Origin of the sequence: Pantoea sp. S62, from assembly GCF_016658625.1 — a bacterium.
Classification (GTDB): domain Bacteria; phylum Pseudomonadota; class Gammaproteobacteria; order Enterobacterales; family Enterobacteriaceae; genus Pantoea; species Pantoea vagans.
In genome coordinates this window covers 1-25,416 of sequence record NZ_JACVVI010000017.1, presented here as the reverse complement: position 1 = coordinate 25,416, position 25,416 = coordinate 1, and the positions used below count along the sequence as shown (strand labels likewise).

Genomic DNA, 25,416 nt, shown 5'->3' with positions numbered 1-25,416 from the left:
TAAAAAAAGGTCAGAACGAAATGCGGATATTGCTCAGCAACGATGACGGCATTCATGCGCCAGGCATTCAGACTCTGGCAAACGCTCTGCGGCAGATTGCTGACGTGCAGGTTGTTGCTCCCGATCGTAACCGAAGCGGTGCCTCTAACTCCTTAACGCTGGAAACACCCCTGCGTACTTTCACCCATGAAAACGGCGATATCGCGGTTCAGATGGGTACCCCGACCGATTGCGTCTATCTGGGGGTGAATGCGCTGATGCAGCCGCGTCCCGATATTGTCGTGTCAGGCATCAACGCCGGCCCCAATCTGGGCGATGATGTCATCTACTCCGGCACGGTGGCGGCGGCGATGGAAGGGCGGCATCTTGGTTTACCGGCGATAGCGGTTTCACTTAACGGCCATCAGCACTATGCCACCGCGGCAGCGGTGACCTGCGCGATCCTCAGGGCGCTGACGCATGAACCGCTGCGCACCGGCCGCATTCTCAACATCAATGTCCCCGATCTGCCGCTGACCGAACTCAAAGGCATCCGCGTGACGCGCTGTGGCAGTCGCCATCCGGCGGATCAGGTGATTGCGCAGCAGGATCCGCGTGGCAATACCCTCTACTGGATTGGCCCGCCGGGCGAAAAACTGGATGCGGGCCCGGATACGGACTTTGCCGCCGTGGATCAGGGTTACGTTTCTGTCACCGCACTGCATGTCGATTTAACGGCACACAGCGCGCAGAACGTGCTTAGTGACTGGCTGGCTAAAGCTGAGGTGAACCTGGCATGGTGAATCGGCGTATTGAGACACTGCTGTCACAACTGCGTCAGCAGGGTATTGATGATGAAAACCTGCTGAAAGCCATCAGCGAGGTGCCGCGCGAACGGTTTATCGACGAGGCGTTTGAGCATAAAGCCTGGGACAATGTGGCCTTGCCTATCGGCTCCGGTCAGACGATTTCACAGCCTTATATGGTCGCGCGGATGACCGCGTTGCTCGGGCTGAATCCGCATTCGCGTGTACTGGAGATTGGTACGGGTTCCGGGTATCAGACAGCGATTCTTGCCCATCTGGTCGACCATGTCTATTCAGTGGAACGCATCAAAGGGCTGCAATGGCAGGCCAAACGCCGTCTGAAACAGCTGGATCTGCATAATGTATCAACCCGCCATGGCGATGGCTGGCAGGGCTGGCCATCTCGCGGTCCGTTCGATGCCATCATTGTTACCGCCGCTCCACCGGAAATTCCGATTGCGCTGATAGCACAACTGGCAGAAGGCGGCATTATGGTGCTGCCGGTTGGCGAAGATCAGCAGGTACTGAAGCGCCTGCGCCGTCAGGGCGAAGAGGTCACGGAAGAGATCATTGAACCGGTGCGTTTTGTTCCGCTCGTACAGGGCGATCTCGCCTGACCCTCTTCGTATTTCTTCACAACTGTTTCATGGCACCACCTGGTTGATATTGTTACTATCCAGTTCATTCAACGAAAACACAGATTTTATCGCGCCGCGCAGAGCATTCTGCTGGCGGGTACAGTGAAACAGATAGATCAGCGTTGCCATCACGGGGGATTAATGAGCACGGGAAGCACACTTTTTCAGTTACGCCGTCTGGCGGCACTTTCACTGGTAGGATTCTGGCTGGCAGGCTGCAGCTCTGGCGAAAACTCACAGGCACCGATCAGCCGCGTTGGCGATGATGGCGGCATGATGAACAGCCAGGCTGGCGCAGGCCCGGTTTCGGGTGGTGTGCCTGCCGCGCCGTCTCAGGGACAAATGTTAAGCAGAAATTCAGCATCCGTCCCCAGCAATGGCGGAATGGTTAGTACCAACAGTAATGTTGAGACGCAGAACGGCCGGATCGTGTACAACCGCAGTTACCAGAATATTCCTAAGGGTAGCTACTCCGGTGAAACGTATACCGTTAAGCGCGGAGACACCTTGTTTTATATTGCCTGGATTACCGGCAATGATTTCCGTGATTTAGCCCAGCGCAACAACGTTGCTGCGCCATACAGCCTGAATGTGGGTCAGACTTTACAGATTGGTAACGGGTCGGGTCAGCCGATTACCGGTGGCAATCCCATTACCGTTGCTGATGCAACGCAGGGCGGCGTTCCGGCGGCGCCACAAATTAAATCGCCTGCTGTTGCACAGCAACCTGTTATTACGTATTCTGATGATTCAGGTAATTCGGGTGGCAGCAAATTGTTGCCTTCGAAAGGAGCAAATGTTGCAACGACAACAGCTCCGGTGGTTACCGCACCCCCAACGGTTAGCAGTACTACCAACAGTTCAACGCCGGTCGGAAGCTGGCGCTGGCCGACTGACGGGAAGATTATCGATAACTTCTCTGCCGCCGAAGGTGGCAATAAAGGTATCGATATCGCCGGGACGCGCGGACAATCTGTGGTTGCCACTGCTTCAGGACGAGTGGTTTACGCAGGTAACGCACTTCGGGGTTACGGTAATTTAATCATCATTAAACACAACGATGATTACCTGAGCGCCTACGCCCACAACGATACAATGCTGGTTCGGGAACAACAGGAAGTTAAGGCGGGGCAAAAAATCGCTACCATGGGTAGCACCGGAACCAGTTCAGTCAGATTACACTTTGAAATTCGTTACAAGGGGAAATCCGTAAACCCGTTGCGTTATTTACCGCAGCGATAATCCGGCAGAACAAACCCTTTTTATGTTCTGCCCTGGAATCACGGGTAGGAGCCGCTTATGAGCCAGAATACGCTGAAAGTAAACGAGTTACATGAGAACGCGGAATTCGATGAGAACGGAGCTGAAATTTTTGACGAGAAGGCTCTTGTTGAAAATGAAGCCAGTGATAGCGACGTAGCGGAAGAAGAGTTGCTATCACAGGGTGCGACGCAGCGTGTATTAGATGCGACGCAGCTCTATCTTGGGGAGATTGGCTATTCTCCGTTGTTAACGGCAGAGGAAGAAGTTTTCTTCGCTCGCCGTGCATTGCGGGGTGATATACCTTCCCGTCGTCGCATGATCGAAAGTAACTTACGCCTGGTGGTGAAAATCGCCCGTCGTTACAGCAATCGTGGTTTAGCACTGCTGGACCTGATTGAAGAAGGTAACCTCGGCCTGATTCGCGCCGTAGAGAAATTTGACCCGGAGCGTGGGTTCCGTTTCTCGACGTACGCCACCTGGTGGATTCGTCAGACTATTGAACGGGCGATCATGAATCAAACCCGTACCATTCGTCTGCCGATTCACATTGTTAAAGAACTGAATGTTTATCTGCGTACCGCGCGTGAACTTTCCCACAAGCTCGACCATGAGCCAAGTGCGGAAGAGATCGCCGAGCAGCTTGATAAACCAGTTGATGACGTAAGCCGTATGTTACGTCTCAACGAACGCATTACCTCAGTTGATACGCCATTAGGCGGTGATTCTGAAAAAGCGCTGCTGGATATTCTGGCCGATGAGAAAGATAACGGCCCGGAAGACACCACGCAGGACGATGATATGAAACAAAGCATCGTCAAGTGGCTGTTCGAACTGAACGCCAAGCAGCGTGAAGTGCTGGCGCGTCGTTTCGGCCTGTTGGGCTATGAAGCGGCAACGCTTGAGGATGTGGGTCGTGAAATCGGCTTAACCCGTGAGCGTGTACGTCAGATTCAGGTTGAAGGTTTGCGCCGTCTGCGCGAAATCCTGCAGGCGCAGGGTCTCAACATTGAAGCACTGTTTCGTGAATAATCGTCTGTAAGATGGTCTGAGTTCGAATGCAAAAAGCGGTGGTGAAAACCACCGTTTTTTTTATGCCTGCAGAAAAGTGATTTACAAAGAAATGCCAGTGCCGCACCGTGCTTTTACACGATACGGCGTGCTATCACACTAGCGATTTAAGCCGATAAATCCAGTCAAGTGCCTGACGCGGTGTCAACGTATCCGGATCCAGCGCCTCAAGCGCCTCCACCGCTGGCGAGGTCTCTTCAACCAGCAGCGGAAGCTGAGAACCATCTACCGTTGATGATGCCGAGTGGTTTGAAACGGTCTCCAGCTCTTTCAGCTTGTTGCGCGCCCGCTTGATCACCTCTTTAGGCACGCCGGCCAGCGCGGCGACGGCCAGACCATAACTCTTGCTCGCTGCACCTTCCTGAACGCTGTGCATAAAGGCGATGGTGTCGCCATGCTCAACCGCATCCAGATGAACGTTGACCACGCCTTCCATTTTTTCCGGCAATGTTGTCAGCTCGAAGTAGTGAGTGGCAAACAGTGTCATTGCCTTGATGCGGTTCGCCAGGTTTTCAGCACAGGCCCAGGCCAGCGATAAACCGTCGTAGGTCGAGGTGCCGCGTCCAATCTCATCCATCAGCACCAGACTGTTTTCAGTGGCGTTGTGGAGGATGTTAGCGGTCTCGGTCATCTCCACCATAAAGGTCGAGCGCCCGGAGGCGAGATCGTCAGCTGCACCGACGCGGGTAAAGATGCGATCCAGCGGGCCAATCAGCGTCTCATCAGCAGGAACAAAACTGCCGATCCATGCCATCAGTGCAATCAGTGCCGCCTGTCGCATATAGGTACTTTTACCGCCCATGTTGGGACCGGTAATGATCAGCATTCTGCGCTGTGGTGCCAGTGACAGCGGGTTAGCAATAAACGGCTCTTTCAGAACCTGCTCAACCACCGGATGGCGACCGCCGCTGATTTTAATTCCGGCTTTATCCTGCAGCACCGGACGGCAATAGTTCAGGGTCCAGGCACGTTCGGCCAGGTTGCTCAATACGTCCAGTTCGGCCAGCGCGGCGGCACTCAGCTGCAGCGCTTCAAGGTGCGGCAGCAGCTGATCGAACAGCGCCTCATACAAGCTCTTCTCCAGCGACAGCGCTTTGCCCTTCGAGGTGAGGACTTTGTCTTCGTACTCTTTCAGTTCCGGGATGATATAGCGCTCAGCATTTTTCAGCGTCTGACGACGGACATAGTGCATCGGCACCTGATGGCTCTGTCCCCGGCTGACCTGGATGTAATAGCCATGCACACCGTTAAAGCCGACCTTCAGCGTATCCAGTCCCAGCTTCTCGCGTTCGCGGATCTCCAGCCGGTCAAGGTAGTCGGTTGCGCCATCGGCCAGCGCGCGCCACTCATCCAGCTCCGCGTTGTAGCCGGGCGCAATCACCCCGCCGTCGCGAATCAGCACCGGCGGTGACTCAATCACCGCCTGCTCCAGCAGCTCGCGTAGAGCGGTGAACTCACCCATCTGCGTGCGCAGCTTTTGTAGCTGTGGCGCTTTTACGTCGGCCAGCAGCTGGTTCAGTTCTGGCAGTTGCTGAAACGCATGGCGCATGCGGGCCAGATCGCGCGGACGGGCGGTGCGCAGTGCGAGTCGCGCCAGGATACGTTCCAGATCGCCAACCTGACGCAGCACCGGTTGCAGGACTTCGCTGAGATTCTGCAGCTCAGCAATCGACTCCTGACGCTGGTTAATGATGCGCACATCGCGCAGCGGCATATGCAGCCAGCGCTTCAGCATCCGGCTGCCCATTGGCGTGACGGTTTTATCCAGCACGGCCGCTAAGGTATTGTCGGTGCCGCCTGCCAGGTTCTGGGTGATCTCCAGATTACGGCGGGTGGCGGCATCCATGATGATGCTGTCCTGCTGCCGCTCCATGCTCAGCGAGCGGATATGGGGCAGCGTGGTGCGCTGGGTATCTTTGACATATTGCAGCAGGCAGCCCGCCGCGCTCAGCCCGAGGTGCGCGTTCTCCACGCCGAAGCCATTGAGGTCGCGGGTGCCAAACTGCAGGTTCAGCTGCTGGCGCGCGGTATCGATCTCAAACTCCCACAGCGGACGACGGCGCAGGCCACGACGCTGATCGATCAGCGACATTGCCTGAAAATCCTCGGGATAGAGCAGCTCGGCGGGGTTGGTGCGCTGCAGCTCTGCCGCCATGGTTTCAGCATCCGCCGGTTCGCTTAAGCGAAAACGGCCTGAGCTGATATCCAGCGTGGCGTAGCCAAAACCGCGCGGACTTTGCACAATCGCCGCCAGCAGATTGTCATGCCGCTCCTGCAACAGCGCCTCATCACTGATGGTGCCGGGTGTTACGATGCGCACCACTTTGCGCTCCACCGGGCCTTTGCTCAGCGCCGGATCGCCTATCTGCTCACAGATGGCAACCGATTCGCCCAGCTGCACCAGCTTAGCCAGATAGCCTTCAACCGCATGATAGGGCACACCCGCCATCGGGATCGGTTCGCCCGCGGACGCCCCGCGTTTGGTAAGTGAAATCTCCAGCAGCTGCGAGGCGCGTTTGGCGTCGTCATAAAACAGCTCGTAGAAGTCACCCATCCGGTAAAACAGCAGAATATCAGGATGCTCCGCCTTGAGGCGCAGGTACTGCTGCATCATGGGCGTATGGGAAGGAAAGTCCTTTTCGGTTGGCTCTTGCATAAGGTTTTAACTCATCTTTAATGCGGTGAATTTCTGGCGGTCAACGCCCATGAAACCGAAAGGAATTCCAGGCGCGCAGGATAACCAGATGATAACGAATAGGGCAGGGCATATGCCAGCCTGATAATCGCCCTGATCCTGACCGGGGGTAACCTGACAGGCATCCTGGCAAATGTGGCGACGGCTGGCGACAGAAAAGTGGCGTTTTTCATGACGCTGGCGCGGTGCTGCGAGGCGGCTCGCGATTTCTGCGTCAGTTTACGGTGTGCGGGGCGGCGCTATAGCGCACAGCAGAAGAAAAATGCTCAGTGCAGCCCGTTCTGCAGCGCCCAGACGGCGGCTTCAAGGCGGGACTTGAGGTTCATTTTTTTCAGCAGATATTTGACGTGAACCTTAACCGTGCTTTCACTGATGTCCAGTTTGCGGGCAATGGCTTTATTGGTCATTCCATCGCTGATCAGTTGCAGGATGTCGCGTTCACGTCGGGTTAGCTGGCTGATATCGCGCGTCTGTGCAGGCTGCGATTCGCGCAACCGCGCAACCAGAATCGGGGTTAACGCTTCGCTGAGTACGATCTGCCCGGCGGCCGCCTGATGCAGCGCTTTCAGCAAGGCTTCCGGTTCCATATCTTTCAGCAGATAACCATCCGCGCCGCGCTTCAGTGCGCTGACCACATCCTCTTCATTATCGGAAACGCTGAACACCACCACGCGGCCAGAAAGGGCGATTTCGCGCAGCTGGGTCAGGGTATCCAGCCCGTTCAGACCCGGCATATTAAGATCCAGCAGGATCAGGTCGGGATCGTGCTGTTGTGCCAGCGCCAGACCATCAATGCCGTTACCCGCTTCGGCCACCACCTGCAGTCGTTCATCCAGCGCAATCAGCTGCTTCAGCCCGTTGCGCAGCATGGGGTGGTCATCGATTAATAAGAGCGTAAATTTCTCTGCCGTCACAATCTTTCCTGTCCTGTACGCCGGCCCTGTGCGGGCGAAGGTGCCTATCTTACCGGTGAAGCGGGGTTGCTATATACCCCCAAAGGACTACTCCTTTATTTCCATTCAGATGCCCTTTTGCTGAAGGGGTTCGCAGCAGTAATTAAACCGCATGATTTATAAGGGTTATCTGCACTCAGTTAACTACTTAACCGGGATGATCAGAGATTGCCACGCCTTTATAACCTGCATTGCCGTTGATTTGTATCAAGCAAGCCGCCAGGCCGGATGCGCAGGATATGCACAATTATTATTCTGCTGATGAGAGATTTATGACCCAATCTGCCCCACTGCAAACCCCGACGCGCGGCGCATTAATCCAGGACTGGCAACCGGAAAACGAGGCGTTCTGGCAGGCGCGCGGCAAGCGTATCGCCAGCCGTAATCTGTGGATTTCTGTTTTTTGCCTGCTGCTGGGCTTCTGCGTCTGGATGCTGTTCAGCACCGTCGCGGTTAACCTGAATAAAGTCGGCTTTAGCTTCACAACGGAGCAGCTCTTTTTGCTGACCGCGCTGCCGTCGGTGTCCGGCGCGCTGCTGCGTGTGCCTTACTCTTTTGTGATCCCCATCTTTGGTGGCCGCCGCTGGACCGCCTTCAGCACCGGTATCCTGATCATTCCCTGCCTGTGGCTCGGCTTTGCGGTACAGGACAGCCAGACCTCATTCGCGACATTTATGGTGATCTCCCTGCTGTGCGGATTTGGTGGCGCTAACTTCGCGTCAAGCATGGGCAACATCAGCTTCTTCTTCCCTAAAGCCCATCAGGGCGGCGCGCTGGGTATCAATGGTGGTCTCGGTAATCTTGGCGTCAGCGTGATGCAGTTTGTCGCACCGCTGGCAATCTCCTGTGCCATTTTTGGCTTTGCCGATGTGGGTCATACCACCGTCACCGGTGACAGCCTCTGGCTGGAAAATGCGGCCTGGATCTGGGTGCCGTTCCTGGCGGTCGGCACGCTGGCGGCCTGGTTCGGCATGAACGATCTCGCAGCGGCGAAATCCTCGCTGCGTGAGCAGTTGCCGGTGCTGAAACGTCCACACCTGTGGATCATGGCGCTGCTCTACCTGGCGACCTTCGGTTCCTTTATCGGGTTTTCTGCCGGTTTCGCCATGCTGACGAAAACGCAGTTTCCGGATGTGGTGATCATGCATTACGCCTTTTTCGGCCCGCTGATTGGTGCGCTGGCCCGTTCAGCAGGCGGCATCGTTTCTGACCGCCTCGGCGGGACCCGCGTCACGCTGGTCAACTACATCCTGATGGCGCTGTTTGCCGCGCTGCTGTTTCTCACGCTGCCGGGGGACGGACATGATGGCTCGTTTATCGCCTTCTTCGCGGTGTTTATGGGCCTGTTTCTGACTGCCGGTCTGGGCAGTGGCTCCACCTACCAGATGATTGCGGTGATCTTCCGCAAGCTGACGCTGGAACGTATTAAAGCTGAAGGTGGCGACGATGCGCATGCGCAGCGTGAAGCGGCGACAGAAACCTCGGCTGCGCTGGGCTTTATCTCCGCTATTGGCGCACTGGGCGGCTTCTTTATTCCACAGACCTTTGGCCTGTCGCTCGCCATGACCGGTTCACCCGCTGGCGCGATGAAAATCTTCCTGGTCTTTTATCTCTGCTGCATCGCCGTGACCTGGCTGGTTTACGGACGAAAAGCCCGCGCCTGATAACGACAAAGCCGGTGTGGCGCACCGGCACCATTTTACTTTCTGTGTCGCGACAGATGCAGAGTCAGCAATGTCATACCAGGCCTTCAGGAGTATTCCGGATGAGCAAGTTTCTTGATCGATTTCGTTATTTCAAACAGCTGGCTGAGCCTTTTTCCGGCCAGCATGGGCAGACCTTAAACAGCAACCGCGACTGGGAAGATGGCTACCGCAGCCGCTGGCAGCACGATAAAGTTGTGCGCTCTACCCACGGTGTTAATTGTACCGGCTCCTGCAGCTGGAAAATCTACGTCAAAAATGGACTGGTCACCTGGGAGACCCAGCAGACCGACTATCCACGTACCCGTCCCGATCTGCCCAACCATGAGCCGCGCGGCTGTCCACGCGGAGCCAGCTACTCCTGGTATCTCTACAGCGCTAACCGCCTGAAGTATCCGCTGATGCGTAAGAAGCTGATCCAGCTGTGGCGCGACGCGAAAGCGCAGCACAGCGATCCGGTAGAGGCCTGGGCATCCATCATCAGCAATCCAGAGAAAGCGAAAAGCTATAAGCAGGCGCGCGGACGCGGTGGCTTTGTGCATTCCAGCTGGCAGGAAGTGAACGAGATGATCGCTGCTGCGAACATCTGCACCGCGAAGACCTACGGCCCTGACCGTATTATGGGATTCTCGCCGATTCCGGCGATGTCGATGGTCTCCTACGCTGCGGGCGCACGTTACCTGTCACTGATCGGCGGAACCTGCCTGAGCTTCTATGACTGGTATTGCGATCTGCCGCCAGCGTCACCGATGACCTGGGGCGAGCAGACCGACGTGCCGGAATCGGCCGACTGGTACAACTCCTCATACATTATTGCCTGGGGCTCGAACGTGCCGCAGACCCGTACCCCGGATGCGCACTTCTTCACGGAGGTCCGCTATAAAGGAACAAAAACCGTGGCCATTACCCCGGACTATGCCGAAGTCGCGAAGCTGTGTGACCAGTGGCTGAGTCCGAAGCAGGGCACCGACAGCGCGATGGCGCTGGCGATGGGCCATGTGATGCTGAAAGAGTTCCATCTTGATCGCGAAGTCGGCTATTTCCGCGACTACGTGCGCCGCTACACCGATATGCCGATGCTGGTCATGCTGGAGCCACGCGAGGGCGGTTACTACGCCGCAGGCCGTCAGCTGCGTGCCAGCGATCTGGTGGATGGTCTGGGTCAGGAGAATAATCCGGAGTGGAAAACCGTGGCGCTGGATCAGGCGACCGGTGAATTGATTGCCCCGCAGGGCTCTATCGGCTTCCGCTGGGGTGAAAAAGGCAAATGGAACCTGGAGCAGCGCGACGGCCTGTCGCAAAAAGAAGTGGAGCTGCAGCTCAGCCTGCTCGGCAGCCACGATGAGGTGGTTGAGGTCGGTTTCCCTTACTTTGGCGGCATCACCCGCGAGCATTTTAACAGCGTCGCGCTGGATGAGATTCTGCTGCACAAGCTGCCGGTGAAACGGCTGCAGCTGGCGGATGGCAGTGAAGCGCTGGTTACCAGCGTCTACGATCTGACGCTGGCGAACTATGGTCTGGCTCGTGGTCTGGATGATGCCAACTGCGCGCAAAGCTATGACGAGATTAAAGCCTACAGCCCGGCCTGGGCAGAGCAGATTACGGGCGTTTCCCGTCAGAACATCATCCGCATTGCCCGCGAATTTGCCGAAAACGCTGAAAAAACCCGTGGCCGCTCAATGATCATCGTCGGTGCCGGTATGAACCACTGGTATCACATGGACATGAACTACCGTGGCCTGATGAACATGCTGATTTTCTGCGGCTGCGTCGGTCAGAGCGGCGGGGGCTGGGCGCACTATGTCGGTCAGGAGAAACTTCGTCCGCAGACCGGCTGGACACCGCTGGCCTTTGGCCTGGACTGGCAGCGTCCGCCACGTCAGATGAACAGCACCTCTTTCTTCTACAACCACTCCAGTCAGTGGCGCTATGAAACCCTGGCCACCAGCGAACTGCTGTCACCGCTGGCGGACAAAAGCCGCTACAGCGGCAGCCTGATCGACCTTAACGTCCGTTCCGAACGCATGGGCTGGTTACCTTCCGCGCCGCAGCTCAACGTCAACCCGCTGCATATCGCGGCGAAGGCGAAAGCCGCCGGCCAGTCACCGCTGGATTACACCGTGGAGAGCCTGAAGCAGGGCACTATCCGGTTTGCCGCTGAACAGCCGGACAACCCGCAGAACTTCCCGCGCAACCTGTTTGTCTGGCGTTCCAACCTGCTCGGCTCCTCAGGCAAAGGGCATGAGTACATGCTGAAATATCTGCTGGGCACCGAAAACGGTATTCAGGGGAAAGATTTAGGTCAGCAGGGTCGCGTGAAACCCGAAGAAGTGGAATGGCTGGATCAGGGTGCCGAAGGCAAGCTGGATCTGGTGGTCACACTCGACTTCCGCATGTCGAGCACCTGTCTCTACTCTGACGTCGTGCTGCCAACCGCCACCTGGTATGAAAAAGACGATATGAATACCTCGGATATGCATCCGTTTATTCATCCGCTTTCGGCGGCTGTCGATCCGGCCTGGGATTCAAAAAGCGACTGGGAGATCTACAAAGGCATTGCCAAAGCCTTCTCCGATCTCTGCCCTGGCCATTTAGGTGTTGAAACGGATGTGGTGACGCTGCCGGTGTTGCATGACTCACCTGCCGAACTGGCGCAGCCGTTTGAAGCCAAAGACTGGAAAAAAGGCGAGTGCGACCTGATTCCGGGCAAAACCGCGCCACACATCATGGTGGTGGAACGCGACTATCCGGCGACCTGGGAACGCTTTACCTCGCTGGGGCCGTTGCTGGATACCCTGGGTAACGGCGGCAAAGGGATCAGCTGGAACACCAGCAAAGAGGTCGATTTCCTCAAACAGCTTAACTATGTCAAAGCGGATGGCCCGGCAGCGGGACGGCCAAATATTGACACGGCGATTGATGCAGCCGAAGTGATCCTGGCGCTCGCTCCGGAAACCAATGGTCAGGTGGCGGTGAAAGCCTGGCAGGCGCTGGGCGCGATTACCGGTCGTGACCACACGCATCTGGCGCTGAACAAAGAAGATGAGAAGATCCGCTTCCGCGATATCCAGGCGCAGCCGCGCAAAATTATCTCCAGCCCGACCTGGTCAGGTCTGGAAGATGAACATGTCTCCTACAACGCCTGCTACACCAACGTTCATGAGCTGATCCCGTGGCGTACCCTGAGCGGTCGTCAGCAGCTCTATCAGGACCATGAGTGGATGCGCGCCTTTGGCGAGAGCCTGATGGTCTACCGTCCGCCAATTGATACCCGTGCGGCGAAGCCGTTGCTGAACAGCAAGCCTAACGGTAATCCGGAGAAGGCGCTTAACTTCCTGACGCCACATCAGAAGTGGGGCATCCACTCTACCTACAGTGACAACCTGCTGATGCTGACGCTGTCGCGTGGCGGACCGATTGTCTGGATGAGTGAAGATGACGCCCGCGAGCTGGGCATTGTGGATAACGACTGGATCGAGGCGTTCAACGCCAACGGTGCACTGACCGCGCGTGCGGTGGTGAGCCAGCGTATCCCGGCCGGTATGACCATGATGTACCACGCTCAGGAACGCATCGTGAATATTCCCGGCTCGGAGATCACCAGCCAGCGCGGCGGCATCCATAACTCCGTGACGCGAACCTGTCCGAAACCGACCCATATGATCGGCGGTTATGCCCAGCTCTCCTGGGGCTTTAACTACTACGGCACCGTCGGCTCTAACCGCGATGAGTTCGTGGTGGTGAGAAAAATGAACAACGTTAACTGGTTAGATGGGGAAGGCAACGATGCCTGCCAGGGCAGCCAGCAGGAGGTAAAACCATGAAAATTCGTTCACAGGTCGGCATGGTGCTGAACCTCGACAAATGTATCGGCTGCCACACCTGCTCGGTGACCTGTAAAAACGTCTGGACCAGCCGCGAGGGCATGGAATACGCCTGGTTTAACAACGTCGAAAGCAAGCCTGGCGTCGGCTATCCGCACGCCTGGGAAGATCAGCAGAAGTGGAAGGGCGGCTGGATCCGTAAGATCAACGGCAAGCTGGAGCCGCGTATGGGCAGTCGCGTCGGCCTGCTGTCGAAGATCTTCGCCAACCCGGATGTGCCTGCGCTGGATGAATACTACGAGCCGTTCGATTTCGATTATCAGCATTTGCATAACGCGCCTGCCGGTAAACATCAGCCGATTGCGCGTCCGCGCTCGCTGATCACCGGTCAGCGGATGAAAAAGATCGAAAACGGCCCGAACTGGGAAGAGATCCTCGGCGGCGAGTTTGCTAAACGCTCACAGGATAAGAACTTCGACAACGTCCAGAAGGAGATTTACGGCCAGTTTGAGCACACCTTCATGATGTACCTGCCACGCCTGTGTGAGCACTGCCTCAACCCGGCGTGCGTGGCGACCTGTCCGAGCGGCGCGATCTACAAGCGCGGTGAAGATGGCATCGTGCTGATCGACCAGGATAAATGTCGCGGCTGGCGGATGTGTCTCACCGGCTGTCCGTACAAGAAGATCTACTTCAACTGGAAAAGCGGCAAGTCAGAAAAATGCATTTTCTGTTATCCACGCATCGAAGCGGGCCAGCCCACCGTCTGCTCGGAAACCTGTGTCGGCCGTATCCGTTATCTTGGCGTGCTACTCTATGACGCGGATCGCATTGAACAGGCGGTCGCAGCGGAAAGCGAGAAAGATCTCTATCAGCGCCAGCTGGATATCTTCCTTGATCCCCACGATCCTGCCGTGATCGCCCAGGCACTGAAAGATGGCGTCGCGCAGAGCGTGATCGACGCCGCGCAACGTTCACCGGTTTATAAAATGGCGATGGAGTGGAAGCTGGCGCTGCCGCTTCACCCTGAATACCGCACGCTGCCGATGGTCTGGTATGTGCCGCCACTGTCACCGATTCAGTCGGCGGTAGATGGCGGGGCGCTGGCGCACACCGGCGTGCTGCCGGATGTGGAAAGCCTGCGCATTCCGGTGGAGTACCTGGCGAACCTGCTGACCGCAGGCGACACCGCGCCAGTGCTGCTGGCACTGAAACGTATGCTGGCGATGCGCCATTACAAGCGCGCAGAAAGCGTGGAGGGTGAGCATGATATCCGGGCGCTGGAGCAGGTCGGTCTGACCGAAGCACAGGCGCAGGAGATGTACCGCTATCTGGCGATCGCCAACTATGAAGATCGCTTTGTGGTGCCTTCAAGTCATCGTGAACTGGCGCGTGAAGCCTTCCCGGAAAGCAAAGGCTGTGGCTTCAGCTTTGGCGATGGCTGCCACGGCAGCGACAGCAAATTTAACCTGTTCAACAGCCGCCGAATTGATGCCATCGACGTCAGCAGGAAGACCACGCGTCCGGAGGATGCCTCATGATCACGCTGCGTATTGTGTCGCGCCTGCTGGACTATCCGGACGAGGCGCTGTTTACCCACTATCCCGATCTGATCGCGGCTCTGGAAGAGGCCAGCGAATTCAACCTGCAGCAGAGCGCACGGCTGGTGCGCTTTATTAATCAGCTCTGCACCCGGCCCTTGCTGGACGTACAGGCTGACTACTGTGAACTGTTTGATCGCGGCCGCGCCACCTCGCTGCTGCTGTTTGAACATGTGCACGGAGAGTCCCGCGATCGCGGTCAGGCGATGGTTGATCTGCTGGAACAGTACCGGGCCGACGGTCTCGAGCTGGACAGCAAAGAGCTGCCCGATTATCTGCCGCTCTACCTGGAATATCTCGCCTGTAAAAGCAATGAGGCGGCGCGTCAGGGGCTGGACGACATCGTGCCGATCCTGGCGTTGCTGGCCGCGCGACTGGAAGCGCGCCAGAGTCCTTATGCCGATCTCTTCACGGTGTTACTGACGCTGTCCGGCAGCGCGGTCGATCCTGCGGCACTCAAGCCCCAGGTGGCGCAGGAAGCGCGCGACGATACTCCGGCCGCACTTGATGCGGTCTGGGAAGAAGAGCAGATTAAATTTCTCGGCGAACAGGGCTGCGCCTCAGCGCAGCAGGCGATGCATCAGCGTCGCTTCGCCGATGCGGTCGCGCCGCAGTATCTGGATATCGCCGCGGCGGCGGCGCGCACCACAGGAGAATCAGCATGAATTTTATTAACACTTTCTTCTTCGATATTTACCCTTACCTGGCCGGAACGGTTTTTCTGGTCGGGAGCTGGCTGCGCTATGACTACGGGCAGTACAGCTGGCGGGCCGGTTCCAGTCAGATGCTGGACAAAAAAGGAATGCGGCTTGCCTCTAACCTGTTCCACATCGGCATCATCGGGATCTTCTTCGGTCATATCGTCGGGATGCTCACCCCGCACTGGATGTATGAATCGTTCCTGCCGATCGACGTGAAGCAGAAGCTGGCGATGATTGCCGGTGGCCTGTTTGGTGCGATGACGCTGGCGGGCGGCGCGCTGCTGCTGAAACGCCGTCTGACCAATCCTCGGGTGCGGGCGACGAGCAGCGTCGGCGACATTCTGATCCTGACGCTGCTGGTGGCTCAGGCCACGCTGGGTCTGCTGACTATTCCGTTCTCCGCCCAGCATATGGACGGCAGTGAGATGATGAAGCTGGTGGGCTGGGCGCAGGCGGTGGTGACCTTCCACGGTGGTGCATCGCAGCATCTTGAGGGCGTCGCGTTTATCTATCGCATGCATATGGTACTGGGCATGACGCTGTTCCTGCTGTTCCCGTTCTGCCGTCTGGTGCATATCTGGAGTGCGCCGGTTGAGTATCTGACCCGCCGTTATCAGCTGGTGAGAAACCGCCGCTAAACGCCGGATGGCTGCGGGGGAGATACTGCCCCGCAGCCCTTTTCACCCCACGGCTGCGTTGACGTTTTTTTAAGATTCCGGACTGTATGTCAATGCGCTGAACGACTACTATTACCGCATCTGAATTTACCCCTCGTTTATGGATAACCGATGCGTCTTAAGCTAGCCCTCCTTGCGTTCATCCCGCTTCTGGCCTCCTGCAGCAGCAAACCTGACGTTCCGTCCCAGCAGAAGATGCTGGCTGCGCCGCAGGGCGGTTTTTTACTGCAGCCGTCGCACAGCGGACAGGCGATGTTCGGCGACTTTGCCGGTAACCCGGCCGCAGAGCAGTTTATCGATAAGATGGTTGAGAAGCATGACTTCGACCGTGAGCAACTGCACAACATCATTGGTCAGGCTAAGCGACTGGATTATGTGCTGCGGCTGATGGATCGTCAGGCACCGAGCTATACGCCAGCGCCGGGCCCTAACGGGGCCTGGATCCGCTATCGGAACAAGTTCATTACGCCGGATAACGTGCAAAACGGCGTGGCGTTCTGGAACCAGTATCAGGATGCGCTGCAACGCGCGCAGCAGGTCTATGGCGTGCCGCCGGAGATCATTGTCGGCATTATTGGCGTAGAAACCCGCTGGGGCCGCGTGATGGGGAAAACGCGGATTCTGGATGCGCTGGCAACCTTATCGTTTAACTATCCGCGCCGTGCGGCGTACTTCAGCAGCGAGCTGGAAACCTTCCTGCTGATGTCGCGTAAAGAGCAGGATGACCCGCTGGCGCTGAAAGGTTCTTTCGCCGGAGCGATGGGCTATGGCCAGTTTATGCCTTCCTCTTACAATGATTACGCGGTTGATTTCAATGGCGACGGCCATGCAAACCTGTGGGATCCGGTAGATGCGATCGGCAGCGTGGCGCACTACTTCCAGAAGCATGGCTGGCGCAGCGGTGAAAATGTGGCGGTCCCGGCCAGCGGTCAGGCACCGATGCTGGAAGATGGCTTCAAAACCAGTTACAGCGTGAGCATGCTGGCGGCGTCAGGCCTGTCACCGCAGGGCTCGCTGGACGGTAATAATCAGGTCAGTCTGCTGCGTCTTGATTTAGGCACCAGCTATCAGTACTGGTACGGCTTACCCAATTTCTATGTGATTACCCGCTACAACCACAGTACCCATTATGCGATGGCGGTATGGCAGCTGGGCGAGGCGGTGAGCAAGGCACGGCAGAGCGGCCTGTTATAAAGGCTATCCTTGTTAACTGTAAGGTTATATGATGACGCCCTTTTTCAGGCCACACAGCCACTGATATCTCTGGAGTCGTTATGTCTTTACCTGCCTGCCCAGCCTGTCACGCCGATTACACCTGGCAAGATGGCGAAAACCTCAACTGCCCCTCCTGCGGTCATATCTGGACCGAGGGAGAGGGTGACAGCAGCAACGGATCGCTGGAAGTGCGTGATGCCAACGGTAATCTGCTGGCCGATGGCGACAGCGTCACGGTGATCAAAGATCTTAAGGTGAAGGGCAGTTCCTCATCGCTGAAGATCGGCACCAAAGTGAAAAGCATTCGCCTGGTTGAAGGGGACCACAACATCGACTGTAAAATCGACGGTTTTGGCCCGATGAAATTAAAATCTGAGTTCGTGAAAAAGAACTGAGATCCGGGGCGCAGGGATGCGCCCGCCTTTCTTTTAATTGAACAGCCGATCAATTGCGGCGCACTGTTCCGCGTTCAGATCACCACCGTAATTACGCGAGTTACTGCTCATTGAGTCATAACGTCGCGCTACGGCCGTTTTAATCGTGGTCACAAAATCATCGCCAATACTGTAAATCGCCATCAGCCGGCCGATCTGCTGCTGCAGCCGCGTCAGCTCAGGCAGATTGCCTGTTCGCCATGCCGCCATCATCTCGGCAAAGTATTCCGGCACAATATTATTCAGGCCTGAAATCACCCCGGCACCTCCCGCCAGCAGATTGGGAAGCAGGTATTCGTCATACCCTGATAGCACGGCAAAATCACTGCGTACCTTGCGGGTCTCTTCGATCATCACCCGGTTATGCGACAGGCAATCCACCGTATCTTTGATGCCGATAAAGTTGGGCAGCTTTGCCGCCAGAGCGGCTATCAGCGTGGGCGTCAGATCGCAGCCGGTGCGAGCCGGGAAGTTGTAGGCAAACCACTTGCCACCCAGTTGCGCGTCGAGCGCTTCGAAGTAGTGCATCATCTGCTGTTGCGTCTGGCCGTAGTAGTAGGGCGGCAAGACCATTACCGCATCAAAATCGTTTCTCCACGCGGCTTCAGCCAGCGCCAGCATGTCGGGGATGCAGGTTGCCGAGACGTTCGCTACCATCTTCAGCGGTGACAGGGGCCTGGCTTCCTGAATCAGCTGTAAACGTTCCTGTTGCGTCAGGGAGGCAAACTCGCCAATGCTGCCCATCACCAGCAGGGTGTCGATACCGGAGTCATTAAGGCGGGAGAAGTGTCGCCCGAGCGCGTCGATATCAAGGCCGCCCTGTGCATTGAACGGGGTGACGGTAGGGCACCAGACACCGGCAAAGGCCGATTTTTCACGCATAGCTGACTCCTGAAGCAAATGTTAAAAATGAAACAGTGTTTTAACTTAATGGCTCCAGTCAGTCTCTGCCAGCGCATGATTCAAAAGTGAGCAACGGGTCGCACTTTTTCGTTTTTCGTTCGTCTCAGTAAGCGGATGCTTCTGACAACTGAACGAGAGGTGATGATGAAAGAGTGGGATCCCGTGCTGTATCGCAAATTTGAAGCGGAACGAACCCGTCCGGCCCGCGAGCTGCTGGCGCGCATCAGCCTGGAACAGGTTGAGCAGGTGACCGATCTGGGCTGCGGACCCGGCAACAGCACCGAGCTGCTCGCCGATGCCTGGCCGCTGGCGCAGATTACCGGACTCGACAGTTCTGCGGCGATGCTAACTCAGGCGGGTGAACGCCTGCCGCACTGCCGCTTTATCCAGGCAGATATCCGCACATGGCAGGCGGATGCGCCGCAGCAGGTGATTTATGCCAACGCGTCTCTGCAATGGCTGGATAATCACGTCACGCTGTTTCCTCATCTGGTCAGCCAGCTGGCACCCGGTGGCGTGCTGGCGATCCAGATGCCTGATAACCTCAATGAGCCGTCGCACCAGCTGATGCGCGAGGTGGCGGCTGACAATCGCTGGTCGTCACGCATTAATGCCAGTGCCGCTGAACGTACACAGCTGCTTTCTACGGGCGAATATTATGCTCTGCTGACCCAGGCCGGCTGTGAGGTGGATATCTGGCGAACCACCTATTATCACGTGATGGCCGACGCACAGGCCATTATCAGCTGGCTGCAGGCGACTGGCCTGCGACCTTTCCTGGCGATGCTGAATGAGTCTGAACAGACGGCTTTTCTGTCTGATTATCATCAGCGCTTACTTACCGCTTATCCGGCTCAGGCCGATGGTCAGGTTCTGCTCGCCTTCCCGCGACTTTTTATGGTTGCAGTGAAAAAAAGGTGAGGGCGCTGGAAAGCAGGTCGCAAAATCAGGGCAATAATGATAAGAGCCCTTGAAAAAGTGGTTTTTCTGCACCACCTTCAACCCACGACCAAAGGGAGAGTCGAAATGGACGATCAGCAATTGCAGGCGTTAAGCGCGCAGATAGGTGAGAAGCTGAAGCAGCGTAATGCCACCGTAACCTGTGCGGAATCCTGCACTGGCGGCTGGATTGCCAAAGTCTTTACCGATATCAGCGGCAGCTCCGCCTGGTTCGAACGCGGTTTTGTCACCTACAGTAATGAGGCGAAACAGCAGCTGGTGGATGTGAAGGCCGACTCGCTGGCGCAGTATGGCGCGGTGAGTGATGCGGTGGTGCGTGAGATGGCGCTGGGTGCCCGCAAGGGGGCCCATGCTGACTACGCGATCTCCGTCAGCGGCATTGCCGGCCCGGATGGCGGCAGTGAAGAAAAACCGGTCGGCACGGTGTGGTTTGGCTTTGCCGGGCCGCAGGATAACGTATTGACTTTTCAGCAGCATTTTAGCGGCGATCGTGATGCCGTCCGCCGCCAGTCGGTGGCATGGGCCCTGCAGAAACTGTATGGCGAATTTCTGACAAATTAAACTTGATACTGTATGATTATACAGTATAATTGTCGGCAGCAGAAAGAGTGCAGGCACCCTGAGTGCGTGTTTACCCGGCTTGATTAGGAGTTGAAATGGCGATTGATGAAAACAAACAGAAGGCTTTAGCTGCCGCGCTGGGCCAGATTGAGAAACAATTTGGTAAAGGCTCCATCATGCGCTTGGGTGAAGACCGCTCAATGGATGTGGAAACCATCTCTACCGGTTCGCTCTCGCTGGACATCGCATTAGGCGCAGGCGGTCTGCCAATGGGACGTATCGTTGAGATCTACGGACCAGAGTCTTCCGGTAAAACCACGCTGACCCTGCAGGTTATCGCATCTGCACAGCGTAAAGGCAAAACCTGTGCCTTTATCGATGCTGAGCATGCGCTTGATCCGGTTTACGCCAAGAAACTGGGCGTAGATATTGAAAACCTGCTCTGTTCTCAGCCCGACACCGGTGAGCAGGCGCTGGAAATCTGTGATGCCCTGGCGCGCTCTGGTGCCGTTGATGTCATCATCGTTGACTCCGTTGCGGCGCTGACGCCGAAAGCGGAAATCGAAGGTGAAATCGGTGACTCACATATGGGCCTCGCGGCACGTATGATGAGCCAGGCGATGCGTAAACTGGCCGGTAACCTTAAGCAGTCCAATACGCTGCTGATCTTCATCAACCAGATCCGTATGAAAATTGGTGTGATGTTTGGTAACCCGGAAACCACGACCGGTGGTAACGCGCTGAAGTTCTATGCGTCTGTCCGTCTTGATATCCGCCGTATCGGTGCCATCAAAGAGGGCGATAACGTGGTGGGCAGTGAGACCCGCGTTAAGGTAGTGAAAAACAAAATCGCTGCGCCATTTAAACAGGCTGAATTCCAGATTATGTACGGCGAAGGTATCAATACCTTTGGTGAGCTGGTCGATCTGGGCGTGAAGCACAAGCTGATTGAAAAAGCGGGTGCATGGTACAGCTACAATGGCGACAAGATTGGTCAGGGTAAATCGAATGCCGGCAACTTCCTGAAAGAGAATGCTGCTGTGGCAAACGAAATTGATCTGAAGTTACGTGAGATGTTGCTCAACGGCGCGGATGAGAAACTCGCAGCAGCAGATAAGTCTGCTGAGAAAGAAGACGCGGCAAGTGAAGCGAACGAAGACTTCTGATTTATGATGCGGGAGGGGCAAAAGCCTCTCCCGCTGTTTTATCCCCCCTGATACCTTTCCTGCCTTCCCTCTGTCCTGTTCTGTCGCCATAATCTCCCTCTGTTTGTAGAAGGTGCGCAGTATGACTGAATCCTCTCAGCCCCAACCCAATGTTGTCTCTTATTCTCGTCTGCTTGACCGTGCGATGCGCATTCTGGGTCAGCGCGATCACAGCCGTGCAGAGTTATCCCGTAAGCTGCAACAGTCAGCTCAGCGCGCCGCGTGGGCGCAGAAAAAAGAGCCTGAAATTATCACTGAAGCGCTGCTGGAGCAGGTACTGGACTGGTGTCAGGAAAGCGGCTGGTTAAATGACGAGCGTTTCACCGATCGGTTTATTCAGAGCCGAAGCCGTAAAGGTTTTGGGTCGCAGCGCGTACGGCTTGAACTGGCCCAGAAAGGCATCGATCGTGAAGCTATTGATATTGCGATGGAAGAGACGGATGTTGACTGGGCAGCCTGCGCTGCACAGCTGGCTGAACGAAAATTCGGACATCCGCTGCCCACAGAGTGGAAAGAGAAAGCGAAAGTACTACGCTATCTGCAGTCAAAGGGCTTTCAGACCGACGATATCCAGTCTATTTTCAGAAATTTTGATGACTAAAAGCCGATGTAATTTTACTTCCCACTGAAGAAAATTTATCTTATTCCCACTTTTTGTTCCGCTAATCAGGCACCACAAGAATGTGGCCGCGCCGATCAGAGGGAACGTTCGTTAGCGTGATTCCAGGACATTTATGAGCAAGAGCACTGCTGAGATCCGTCAAGCGTTTCTCGACTTTTTTCATAGCAAGGGACATGAGGTTGTAACCAGCAGCTCCCTCGTACCGAATAACGATCCAACGTTGTTGTTTACCAACGCCGGGATGAACCAGTTTAAAGATGTGTTCCTCGGTCAGGACAAACGTGATTACACACGTGCGACCACGTCACAGCGCTGCGTTCGCGCAGGCGGTAAACACAACGATCTTGAAAACGTCGGCTACACCGCGCGTCACCACACGTTCTTTGAAATGCTGGGTAACTTCAGCTTTGGTGACTACTTCAAGAGAGAGGCGATTGGTTTTGCCTGGGAACTGCTGACGAGCGAGCAGTGGTTCAGCCTGCCGAAAGAGCGTCTGTGGGTGACGGTCTATGAAACCGATGATGAAGCCTACAATATCTGGGCGGATGAAATCGGCGTGCCACGCGAGCGCATTATTCGCATCGGCGACAACAAGGGCAGCGCGTACGCGTCAGATAACTTCTGGCAGATGGGCGATACCGGTCCTTGTGGTCCATGCAGTGAAATTTTCTACGATCATGGCGATCACATCTGGGGTGGCCCGCCAGGCAGCCCGGAAGAAGATGGTGATCGTTATATTGAGATCTGGAACATCGTCTTTATGCAGTTCAACCGTCAGGCTGACGGCACTATGCTGCCGCTGCCAAAACCGTCGGTTGATACCGGAATGGGCCTTGAGCGTATTTCTGCCGTTCTGCAACACGTCAACTCCAACTATGAAATCGACCTGTTCCAGAAACTGATTCAGGCTGTGGCACAGGTTACCGGCGCAACCGATCTGAGTAATAAATCGCTACGCGTGATTGCCGACCATATCCGCTCCTGTGCTTTCCTGATTGCCGATGGTGTGATTCCATCGAATGAGAACCGTGGCTATGTGCTGCGTCGTATCATTCGTCGCGCCGTACGTCATGGCAACATGCTGGGCGCCAAAGAGGCCTTCTTCTATAAGCTGGTTGCGCCACTGGTTGAAGTCATGGGTGCTGCGGGCGAAGAGTTACAGCGCCAGCAGGCTCAGGTTGAGCAGGTGCTGAAAAGCGAAGAGGATCAGTTTGCCAGAACGCTGGAGCGTGGACTGGCGCTGCTGGACGAAGAGCTGGAAAAACTGCAGGGCGACACGCTGGATGGCGAAATCGTCTTCCGTCTTTACGATACCTTTGGCTTCCCGGCTGATTTAACGGCTGACGTCTGCCGCGAACGCAATCTGAAAATTGATGAAGCGGGCTTTGAGCAGGCGATGGAACAGCAGCGTCAGCGTGCACGTGAAGCAAGTGGCTTCGGCGCTGACTACAGCAACGTTATCCGCATTGATGCCGCCTCTTCCTTCAAAGGTTACGACCAGCTTGATTTGGCTGCCACGGTGAAAGCGCTCTACGTTGCGGGCGAGGCGGTTGATGAAGTGACCGCAGGTCAGGATGCCGTAGTCGTGCTGGATGAAACCCCATTCTATGGCGAATCCGGTGGTCAGGTCGGCGATACCGGTCTGCTGAAAGGGAAGAATGCTGAATTTAGCGTCCAGGATACACAAAAATATGGTCAGGCAATCGGTCATGTCGGTAAGCTGACCGCAGGGCAGTTGCGTATTGGAGATCGCCTTGAGGCCCAGGTTGATGCGGCACGTCGTGCGCGCATTCGTCTTAACCACTCTGCGACCCACTTATTGCATGCCGCATTGCGTCAGGTTTTAGGTGAGCACGTGGCGCAGAAAGGCTCGCTGGTTAATGACAAATACCTGCGTTTCGACTTCTCGCATTTCGAAGCGATGAAACCTCATGAGATTCGTCAGGTCGAAGATATTGTCAATGCGCAGATTCGTCGCAACCTGCCGGTTGAAACTGAAGTGATGGATCTTGAAGCGGCGAAGTCTAAGGGTGCAATGGCACTGTTTGGCGAGAAATATGATCAGCGCGTACGCGTTCTGACCATGGGTGATTTCTCGGTTGAGCTGTGCGGGGGTACGCATGCTGCGCGCACCGGTGATATCGGCCTGTTCCGTATTCAGGCTGAATCAGGAACGGCAGCCGGTATCCGTCGTATCGAAGCGATTACCGGTGAAGGCGCGCTGGCGCAGGTCAATGCGCAGAGCAGCCAGCTGCAGGATCTTGCGCAGCTGGTTAAAGCAAACAGCAGCAACCTGAACGAGAAAGTGCGTGGTCTGGTCGATCACGTGCGTGCTCTCGAGAAAGAGTTGCAGCAACTGCGCGATCAGCAGGCCGCGCAGGAGAGCGCCTCACTGAGCAGTAATGCCATCGACGTTAAGGGTGTGAAACTGCTGGTCAGTGAGCTCAACAACGTCGAGCCTAAAATGTTGCGTACCATGGTTGATGATCTTAAGAATCAGCTGGGATCGGCGATTATTGTGCTGGCGACAGTTGCTGAAGGTAAGGTGTCGCTGATTGCGGGTGTGACCAAAGATCTGACTGACCGTGTTAAAGCGGGTGAGTTGATTGCCGGTCTGGCACAGCAGGTTGGTGGGAAGGGCGGTGGTCGTCCTGATATGGCACAAGCTGGTGGTACTGATGCTGACGCGCTGAAAGGCGCTCTGGCAGGGGTCGAGAGCTGGGTTAACAGCCGCCTGTAATGTAAACAGAACAAGGCATTGTCTGAAGCGTCAGAACCCCGGTTCCGGCGCTTTTTAATACGATGCTAAAGCAACAAATGACAAAGTCAGGTTGATGTAGTGTATTTCGGCTAAACTAACTATCAGCAGAATGTATTGGCGCATCGATGTGCATTGGTGTATTTCTCATAGTCAATGTGCAGCGTTAAATGATGGATAATGCCGGGAGCCTGTACAAGCCCGACTCTTTTAATCTTTCAAGGAGCAAAGAATGCTTATTCTAACTCGTCGAGTTGGTGAAACCCTCATGATCGGTGATGAGGTAACTGTAACGGTGCTGGGTGTTAAGGGTAACCAGGTTCGCATAGGGGTTAACGCGCCGAAAGAAGTGTCTGTGCATCGCGAAGAGATCTATCAACGCATCCAGGCTGAAAAAACGCAACAAACCAGCGTTTAACGGATTCAGCGTCTCGCACCTGTGCGAGGCGCTACCGCTTTCTGTAAAAATCCTGCCTTTTCTTTTCTGCTTTCTCTTACCTGTTTCGTTAACGACATCATCTTTCATTGTTGATAATTCACTCTTTTTGTCGCCATTTTGTCCCAATTGTGTGTGATTTGCTCAATCAAACAAAGTTTCGGAAAAATTGTTTGACTTAAAAGTCCGGGAAAGTAATATGTGCGCCACGCAGTGCCGATGAGCAGAAACAAGTTCAGAAGCACGGTTCGAAAGAAAGCGTAAGGTGAGGTGGCCGAGAGGCTGAAGGCGCTCCCCTGCTAAGGGAGTATACGGTCAAAAGCTGTATCGAGGGTTCGAATCCCTCCCTCACCGCCATTTTCGATGCATCCATAGCTCAGCTGGATAGAGTACTCGGCTACGAACCGAGCGGTC

Annotated in this window: 20 protein-coding genes and 1 tRNA gene; 18 read left to right on the top strand and 3 right to left on the bottom strand. The window is 55.8% G+C overall.

What is annotated here, in order from left to right; translation table 11 throughout:
• Positions 1-20 precede the first annotated feature (20 nt).
• From surE to rpoS, 4 genes are all read left to right on the top strand, one after another.
• Positions 21-782 (top strand): 5'/3'-nucleotidase SurE, encoded by a 762-nt coding sequence (surE, locus tag IBT54_RS20085; protein WP_013358863.1) that lies wholly within the window; start codon positions 21-23, stop codon positions 780-782.
• Positions 776-1,402 (top strand): protein-L-isoaspartate(D-aspartate) O-methyltransferase, encoded by a 627-nt coding sequence (locus IBT54_RS20080; protein WP_013358862.1) that lies wholly within the window; start codon positions 776-778, stop codon positions 1,400-1,402. Before surE ends, IBT54_RS20080 begins: the two co-directional genes overlap by 7 nt.
• Positions 1,403-1,564: 162 nt before the next feature.
• Positions 1,565-2,665, top strand: a complete 1,101-nt coding sequence (gene nlpD, locus IBT54_RS20075) for a murein hydrolase activator NlpD (protein WP_201252813.1) — start codon at positions 1,565-1,567, stop codon at positions 2,663-2,665.
• Positions 2,666-2,722: 57 nt separating this feature from the next.
• Positions 2,723-3,715: an RNA polymerase sigma factor RpoS gene (gene rpoS, locus IBT54_RS20070; protein WP_009086923.1), complete on the top strand. Its 993-nt coding sequence runs from the start codon at positions 2,723-2,725 to the stop codon at positions 3,713-3,715.
• Positions 3,716-3,848: 133 nt separating this feature from the next.
• On the opposite strand, the gene mutS is transcribed toward rpoS, so the two are convergent.
• Together mutS and narL are read right to left on the bottom strand one after the other, a co-directional pair.
• Positions 3,849-6,410, bottom strand: coding sequence for a DNA mismatch repair protein MutS (gene mutS, locus IBT54_RS20065; protein WP_033783961.1), 2,562 nt, complete (start codon positions 6,408-6,410; stop codon positions 3,849-3,851).
• A gap of 305 nt (positions 6,411-6,715) precedes the next feature.
• Positions 6,716-7,363, bottom strand: a complete 648-nt coding sequence (gene narL / locus IBT54_RS20060) for a two-component system response regulator NarL (RefSeq protein WP_081917160.1) — start codon at positions 7,361-7,363, stop codon at positions 6,716-6,718.
• Positions 7,364-7,674: 311 nt separating this feature from the next.
• On the opposite strand from narL, the gene IBT54_RS20055 reads away from it, so the two are divergent.
• The 7 genes from IBT54_RS20055 to IBT54_RS20025 all read left to right on the top strand — a co-directional run bounded on the left by IBT54_RS20055 (position 7,675) and on the right by IBT54_RS20025 (position 17,518).
• A complete protein-coding gene (locus IBT54_RS20055; protein WP_201252812.1) occupies positions 7,675-9,066 on the top strand; it encodes a NarK family nitrate/nitrite MFS transporter in 1,392 nt (463 codons plus the stop codon).
• 101 nt (positions 9,067-9,167) lie between these two features.
• Positions 9,168-12,929 carry a nitrate reductase subunit alpha gene (locus IBT54_RS20050; protein ID WP_201252811.1) on the top strand — a complete coding sequence of 1,254 codons (3,762 nt, stop codon included), beginning with the start codon at positions 9,168-9,170 and terminating at the stop codon, positions 12,927-12,929.
• Entirely contained in the window at positions 12,926-14,470 is a 1,545-nt protein-coding gene (narH, locus tag IBT54_RS20045; RefSeq protein ID WP_201252810.1) for a nitrate reductase subunit beta, read from the top strand. Before IBT54_RS20050 ends, narH begins: the two co-directional genes overlap by 4 nt.
• Positions 14,467-15,195 (top strand): nitrate reductase molybdenum cofactor assembly chaperone, encoded by a 729-nt coding sequence (gene narJ, locus IBT54_RS20040; protein WP_201252809.1) that lies wholly within the window; start codon positions 14,467-14,469, stop codon positions 15,193-15,195. Before narH ends, narJ begins: the two co-directional genes overlap by 4 nt.
• A complete protein-coding gene (gene narI, locus IBT54_RS20035) occupies positions 15,192-15,869 on the top strand; it encodes a respiratory nitrate reductase subunit gamma (protein ID WP_013358834.1) in 678 nt (225 codons plus the stop codon). Before narJ ends, narI begins: the two co-directional genes overlap by 4 nt.
• 150 nt (positions 15,870-16,019) lie before the next feature.
• A complete protein-coding gene (mltB, locus tag IBT54_RS20030) occupies positions 16,020-17,102 on the top strand; it encodes a lytic murein transglycosylase B (RefSeq protein WP_201252808.1) in 1,083 nt (360 codons plus the stop codon).
• 80 nt (positions 17,103-17,182) lie between these two features.
• Positions 17,183-17,518, top strand: coding sequence for a zinc ribbon domain-containing protein YjdM (locus IBT54_RS20025; RefSeq protein ID WP_013358832.1), 336 nt, complete (start codon positions 17,183-17,185; stop codon positions 17,516-17,518).
• 33 nt (positions 17,519-17,551) lie between these two features.
• Here IBT54_RS20025 and IBT54_RS20020 read toward each other — a convergent pair whose 3' ends face one another.
• Positions 17,552-18,439, bottom strand: coding sequence for a dihydrodipicolinate synthase family protein (locus IBT54_RS20020; protein WP_013358831.1), 888 nt, complete (start codon positions 18,437-18,439; stop codon positions 17,552-17,554).
• A 165-nt stretch (positions 18,440-18,604) separates the two neighbouring features.
• Here IBT54_RS20020 and tam point away from each other — a divergent pair, with 165 nt between their 5' ends.
• The 7 genes from tam to IBT54_RS19985 all read left to right on the top strand — a co-directional run bounded on the left by tam (position 18,605) and on the right by IBT54_RS19985 (position 25,359).
• Positions 18,605-19,381: a trans-aconitate 2-methyltransferase gene (gene tam / locus IBT54_RS20015; protein WP_095707694.1), complete on the top strand. Its 777-nt coding sequence runs from the start codon at positions 18,605-18,607 to the stop codon at positions 19,379-19,381.
• 105 nt (positions 19,382-19,486) lie between these two features.
• On the top strand, positions 19,487-19,981 hold the full coding sequence (pncC, locus tag IBT54_RS20010; RefSeq protein WP_095706759.1) for a nicotinamide-nucleotide amidase: 495 nt from the start codon (positions 19,487-19,489) through the stop codon (positions 19,979-19,981).
• 95 nt (positions 19,982-20,076) lie between these two features.
• Entirely contained in the window at positions 20,077-21,147 is a 1,071-nt protein-coding gene (gene recA / locus IBT54_RS20005) for a recombinase RecA (RefSeq protein WP_013358828.1), read from the top strand.
• A 121-nt stretch (positions 21,148-21,268) separates the two neighbouring features.
• Entirely contained in the window at positions 21,269-21,787 is a 519-nt protein-coding gene (locus IBT54_RS20000) for a regulatory protein RecX (protein ID WP_013358827.1), read from the top strand.
• 133 nt (positions 21,788-21,920) lie between these two features.
• Positions 21,921-24,548 carry an alanine--tRNA ligase gene (alaS, locus tag IBT54_RS19995; protein WP_095706760.1) on the top strand — a complete coding sequence of 876 codons (2,628 nt, stop codon included), beginning with the start codon at positions 21,921-21,923 and terminating at the stop codon, positions 24,546-24,548.
• A 250-nt stretch (positions 24,549-24,798) separates the two neighbouring features.
• On the top strand, positions 24,799-24,984 hold the full coding sequence (gene csrA, locus IBT54_RS19990) for a carbon storage regulator CsrA (RefSeq protein ID WP_008927091.1): 186 nt from the start codon (positions 24,799-24,801) through the stop codon (positions 24,982-24,984).
• 282 nt (positions 24,985-25,266) lie between these two features.
• A tRNA-Ser gene (locus IBT54_RS19985) sits at positions 25,267-25,359 on the top strand.
• Positions 25,360-25,416: the final 57 nt, after the last annotated feature.